The 4,450-nt window shown below is 53.9% G+C and carries 3 protein-coding genes, 4 tRNA genes and 1 rRNA gene; 7 read left to right on the forward strand and 1 reads right to left on the reverse strand.

All coding sequences use genetic code 11. The features are described from left to right. Nucleotides 1–59: 59 nt before the first annotated feature. From rrf to birA, 3 genes are all read left to right on the forward strand, one after another. Nucleotides 60–175 (forward strand): 5S ribosomal RNA (gene rrf / locus EIEH_RS02395). Between the two features lie 223 nt (nt 176–398). Further along, nucleotides 399–1,436, forward strand: a complete 1,038-nt coding sequence (gene murB, locus EIEH_RS02400; protein WP_015869627.1) for a UDP-N-acetylmuramate dehydrogenase — start codon at nt 399–401, stop codon at nt 1,434–1,436. Next, complete coding sequence (gene birA, locus EIEH_RS02405) at nt 1,433–2,392, forward strand: bifunctional biotin--[acetyl-CoA-carboxylase] ligase/biotin operon repressor BirA (protein ID WP_015869628.1); 960 nt, start codon at nt 1,433–1,435, stop codon at nt 2,390–2,392. Before murB ends, birA begins: the two co-directional genes overlap by 4 nt. 74 nt (nt 2,393–2,466) lie before the next feature. Here birA and coaA read toward each other — a convergent pair whose 3' ends face one another. Continuing rightward, nucleotides 2,467–3,414, reverse strand: a complete 948-nt coding sequence (gene coaA / locus EIEH_RS02410; protein ID WP_015869629.1) for a type I pantothenate kinase — start codon at nt 3,412–3,414, stop codon at nt 2,467–2,469. Between the two features lie 430 nt (nt 3,415–3,844). Between coaA and EIEH_RS02420 the strand changes: the two genes are divergently transcribed. The 4 genes from EIEH_RS02420 (at nt 3,845) to EIEH_RS02435 (ending at nt 4,308) form a co-directional block, all read left to right on the forward strand. Further along, a tRNA-Thr gene (locus tag EIEH_RS02420) sits at nt 3,845–3,920 on the forward strand. 21 nt (nt 3,921–3,941) lie between these two features. Continuing rightward, nucleotides 3,942–4,026 (forward strand) — tRNA-Tyr (locus EIEH_RS02425). A gap of 124 nt (nt 4,027–4,150) precedes the next feature. Beyond that, nucleotides 4,151–4,225, forward strand: a tRNA-Gly gene (locus EIEH_RS02430). Nucleotides 4,226–4,232: 7 nt separating this feature from the next. Further along, nucleotides 4,233–4,308, forward strand: a tRNA-Thr gene (locus EIEH_RS02435). Nucleotides 4,309–4,450 lie beyond the last annotated feature (142 nt).

The raw sequence follows: 4,450 nt of genomic DNA on the forward strand, positions 1-4,450 counted from the left end.
ATCAGCTTGTTCAAGATTGAAACCGATGGCCTTGATGGCGGTTGGTAAAACAGAATTTGCCTGGCGGCGGTAGCGCGGTGGTCCCACCTGACCCCATGCCGAACTCAGAAGTGAAACGCCGTAGCGCCGATGGTAGTGTGGGGTCTCCCCATGCGAGAGTAGGGAACTGCCAGGCATCAAACCTATAAAAAGACCTCATGCGCAAGCATGGGGTCTTTTTGTTTATCTGCCGGGCGGATTTTGCTGTGCCATGGGATACCCTATTCATCTTCCTATCTTCGTCCTGTATGACCCGACCCGCCCGCTGAAATTCCTCTCGCCATACTGATTTATCCACGGTATAGCGCGGATAATCGGGTAGACTAGAGACTGTTTAGTCAGGATGAGATAGCCGTTTCATGTCCAAGCATCTTACATCACTTACCGAATTTACCACCTTTGGTCTTCCCGCCCGGGCCGAGCAGATCCTTACGGCGGACAGCGCTGCGGTGCTTTTGTCCCATTGGCAGGCTGCGAAGGCGCGCCGACAGCCGGTTCTGATACTGGGTGGCGGTAGCAATGTTCTGTTCATGGAGGATTTTGCCGGCAGTGTGATCCTTAATCGTATTCCTGGGATCCAGGTTGATGAAGATGAGGTGAGCTGGCATTTGCACGTAGGGGCTGGTGAAAACTGGCACGATCTGGTGTGCTATACACTGGATCATGGAATGGCGGGTCTAGAGAATCTGGCACTGATCCCTGGCTGTGTAGGCTCTGCTCCCATTCAGAATATCGGTGCCTACGGCGTAGAGCTACAGCATGTCTGTGACTATGTCGACGCGCTGGATCTGCGCAATGGCACTCTGCAGCGCCTGCCTGCCACCGCGTGTGGCTTTGGCTATCGAGAGAGTATTTTTAAACATCGCTACCGCGATGGGTATGCGATCGTCGCCGTGGGATTACGCCTGAGCAAACGCTGGCAGCCAATGCTTAGCTACGGTGATTTAACCTGCCTTGATGCAGAGACCGCGACGCCACGGGCCGTATTTGACTCGGTCTGTCATATGCGTAGAACCAAATTGCCCGATCCGGCGCAGCATGGTAACGCGGGGAGCTTCTTCAAGAATCCGGTGGTGAGCGCTGAGGCTGCTGAGGCTATCCGTGCGCACTATCCACAGGCGCCATGTTATCCGCAGGATAATGGTGAGATGAAGCTGGCGGCAGGCTGGCTTATCGATCGCTGTGAGCTTAAGGGATATCAGATCGGCGGTGCGGCGGTGCACCGTCAGCAGGCATTGGTGCTGATTAATCAGCACCATGCTAGTGCCCAGAATGTCATCGCGCTGGCGCGCTATGTGCGCCGTCGGGTTGGTGAGGTGTTTTCTGTGTGGCTAGAGCCAGAGGTACGCTTTATCGCTGCGCAGGGCGAGGTTAACGCCGTCGAGGTTCTGTCATGAAAGATATTACGGTTCCACTGAAACTGATTTCGCAATTGGCCGATGGCGATTTTCACTCCGGTGAGCACTTAGGTGAGTCACTGGGAATGAGCCGAGCAGGGATCAATAAGCATATTCAGACTCTGCGAGACTGGGGGATTGACGTATTCACCGTTCCAGGGAAGGGTTATTGTCTGCCGACGCCCATGCAGTTACTGAATACGGAGACGATCGGTGCCCTGCTGCCCCAGGGGCGGGTGACCGTGCTGCCGGTGGTCGATTCCACCAATCAGTACTTGTTGGAGCGAATTGGCGAGCTGGCCTCCGGTGACGCCTGCGTCGCAGAGTATCAGCAGGCTGGGCGCGGTCGCCGCGGTCGTCACTGGTTTTCACCCTTCGGCGCAAACCTGTATTTATCCATGTACTGGAGGCTGGAGCAGGGGCCTGCCGCTGCAATGGGGCTGAGCCTGGTGATCGGGATCGTTATGGCAGAGGTCTTGCAGGCGCTGGGTGCTGCCGGTGTGAAGGTCAAGTGGCCGAATGACCTCTATCTTAACGATCGTAAGTTGGCTGGTATTCTGGTTGAGCTGACGGGGAAAACGGGTGATGCGGCGAACATTGTGGTTGGTGCCGGGATCAATCTGATGATGCGCAATCCGGATACCAGCGTCGTGGATCAGCAGTGGATCAACTTACAGGAGGCCGGGGTGAACATCGATCGCAATCAGCTGGTAGCCTGTTTACTGAGCCGTCTGCGCAGCACGCTGGCCGATTTTGAGGTGCGCGGTTTATCACCGTTTATCTCCCGTTGGCGGGTGCTGGATAACTTTGTTGACCGTCCGGTACGGCTGATCATCGGGGAGCAGGTGATCCACGGCATTGCTCGGGGCATCGATGCGCAGGGTGCGCTGCTGCTGGAGCGCGACGGCGTTATCACCCCGTTTATCGGTGGTGAGATCTCCTTACGCGCAGGCTGAGTGGGCATATCATCCGAAGGCGGGGGAGCGTTGGCTCCCCCGACTATTTCTGTCACCGCTGCGCCGTGGGATACCTATTTGCGCAGTCGGACGCTCTCAATGGCGTGGTTGCTGCCCTTGGTCATAATGAGACTGGCCCGCTCGCGGGTTGGTAGAATATTCTGACGCAGGTTTAATCCGTTAATTTCATTCCATAGCCCAGTGGCAATCGCGATGGCCTCAGACTCTGGCAGCTGTGAGTAATGATGGAAGTAAGAGTCCGGGTTGGAGAAGGCGCCCTCGCGGAACTTGAGAAAGCGGTTGATGTACCAGGCCTGCAGCTGATGTTCATCAGCATCAACATAAATGGAGAAGTCGACAAAGTCGGATACGAATACCCGGTGCGGATCGTGCGGATAGTCCATCCCACTTTGCAGTACGTTCAGCCCTTCCAAGATCAGAATATCTGGTTGCTCAATCAATTTACGGCTGTCCGGGAGCACATCGTAAATTAGGTGAGAGTACTGGGGGGCGGTTACCTGCGACACGCCTGATTTTATATCTGATACAAACTTTACCAGATGGTGCATATCGTAGGACTGGGGAAAGCCTTTCTTTTTCATCAGTCCCCGTTCTTGCAGTATTTTATTGGGATGCAGGAACCCGTCGGTGGTGATCAGCTCGACCCGGCGATGCTCCGGCCAACGACTGAGCAGCGCCTGCAATACGCGGGCCGTCGTGCTCTTGCCGACCGCGACGCTGCCTGCAATGCCGATAATATAGGGGATGCGCGGGCTATGGGTGCCGAGGAACTTCTCCAGCACGACCTGTCGACTGACGCTGGAGCTGAAATAGAAATTCAGCAAGCGTGAAAGGGGCAAATAGATCTGGGCAACCTCATCCAGCGAGAGATCTTCATTTATCCCTTTGAGACGGGCAATCTCTTCTTCGGTGAGAGTTAATGGGACGGAATTACGCAATGCCGCCCACTGATGGCGATCAAACTGCAGATAGGGGGTCGCCAGGGATTGCTCTTTCTTCATATGCCTGTGTCTGCCTGTCAGCGCGGGATGGAAACGGCGCGGACGCCAACTCCAGAGAAAACGGTCGCTTATTATAGACAGCTTCGGTTGGGGCGCAGCGCTTTTTTCCAAAGTTGTTTTAATCTACGTGCTGGTTTGTATGCGATCAAGCCATCCGTCGTCATGGGGAAGCGCTATATAAATCTGTGTGCCAATCTCAGGGGGCTCCACGCGTCGAGGAGAAACGTTGGCACAATGGACTTTCTTCTGGCTATCGATTGGATTATCCTTTAGCATGATATGTTGCAGCCAACGGGATAGGTCGCTTCTTTAATCAATGCGCAGAGGCGTGAATTTGTCCGCCATGTATATTTTATGAGCAAAGAGGCGTAAAATCAAAATTTCTTGTTGCATAGCTGACGAACACTACCTAGAATGCGCGCTACTTGATGCCGGCTTAGCTCAGTAGGTAGAGCAACTGACTTGTAATCAGTAGGTCGCCAGTTCGATTCCGGCAGCCGGCACCATCAAGTAATACAATCCGGTGTGGTGGGGTTCCCGAGTGGCCAAAGGGAGCAGACTGTAAATCTGCCGTCTCAGACTTCGAAGGTTCGAATCCTTCCCCCACCACCATTTATTCAGCCTTAGCAATAGGGCTTGGGGTGTAAGCTGTTGGTACATTCCAGAATACAGCGGAACGCACCGCAATAGCGTCCGGTGTAAACTCTACAGAACAATCAGGTAGCCGGGTTCAGGTGCGGGCATCGTATAATGGCTATTACCTCAGCCTTCCAAGCTGATGATGCGGGTTCGATTCCCGCTGCCCGCTCCAAACATGTGCTGATATGGCTCAGTCGGTAGAGCGCACCCTTGGTAAGGGTGAGGTCCCCAGTTCGATTCTGGGTATCAGCACCATCTCTCTTTTCCCCCTTCTGGTTTCTCTGTAATAAATTTCAGCAAGCATATAAATAGCCATTCAGCATTATTTGCTTGGTTGATGTGGTGATATCACCGATTTATCCGTGTATTAGAGGGACAATTAATGTCTAAAGAAAAG

Origin of the sequence: Edwardsiella ictaluri ATCC 33202, assembly GCF_000264785.1 — a bacterium.
Lineage (GTDB): Bacteria > Pseudomonadota > Gammaproteobacteria > Enterobacterales > Enterobacteriaceae > Edwardsiella > Edwardsiella ictaluri.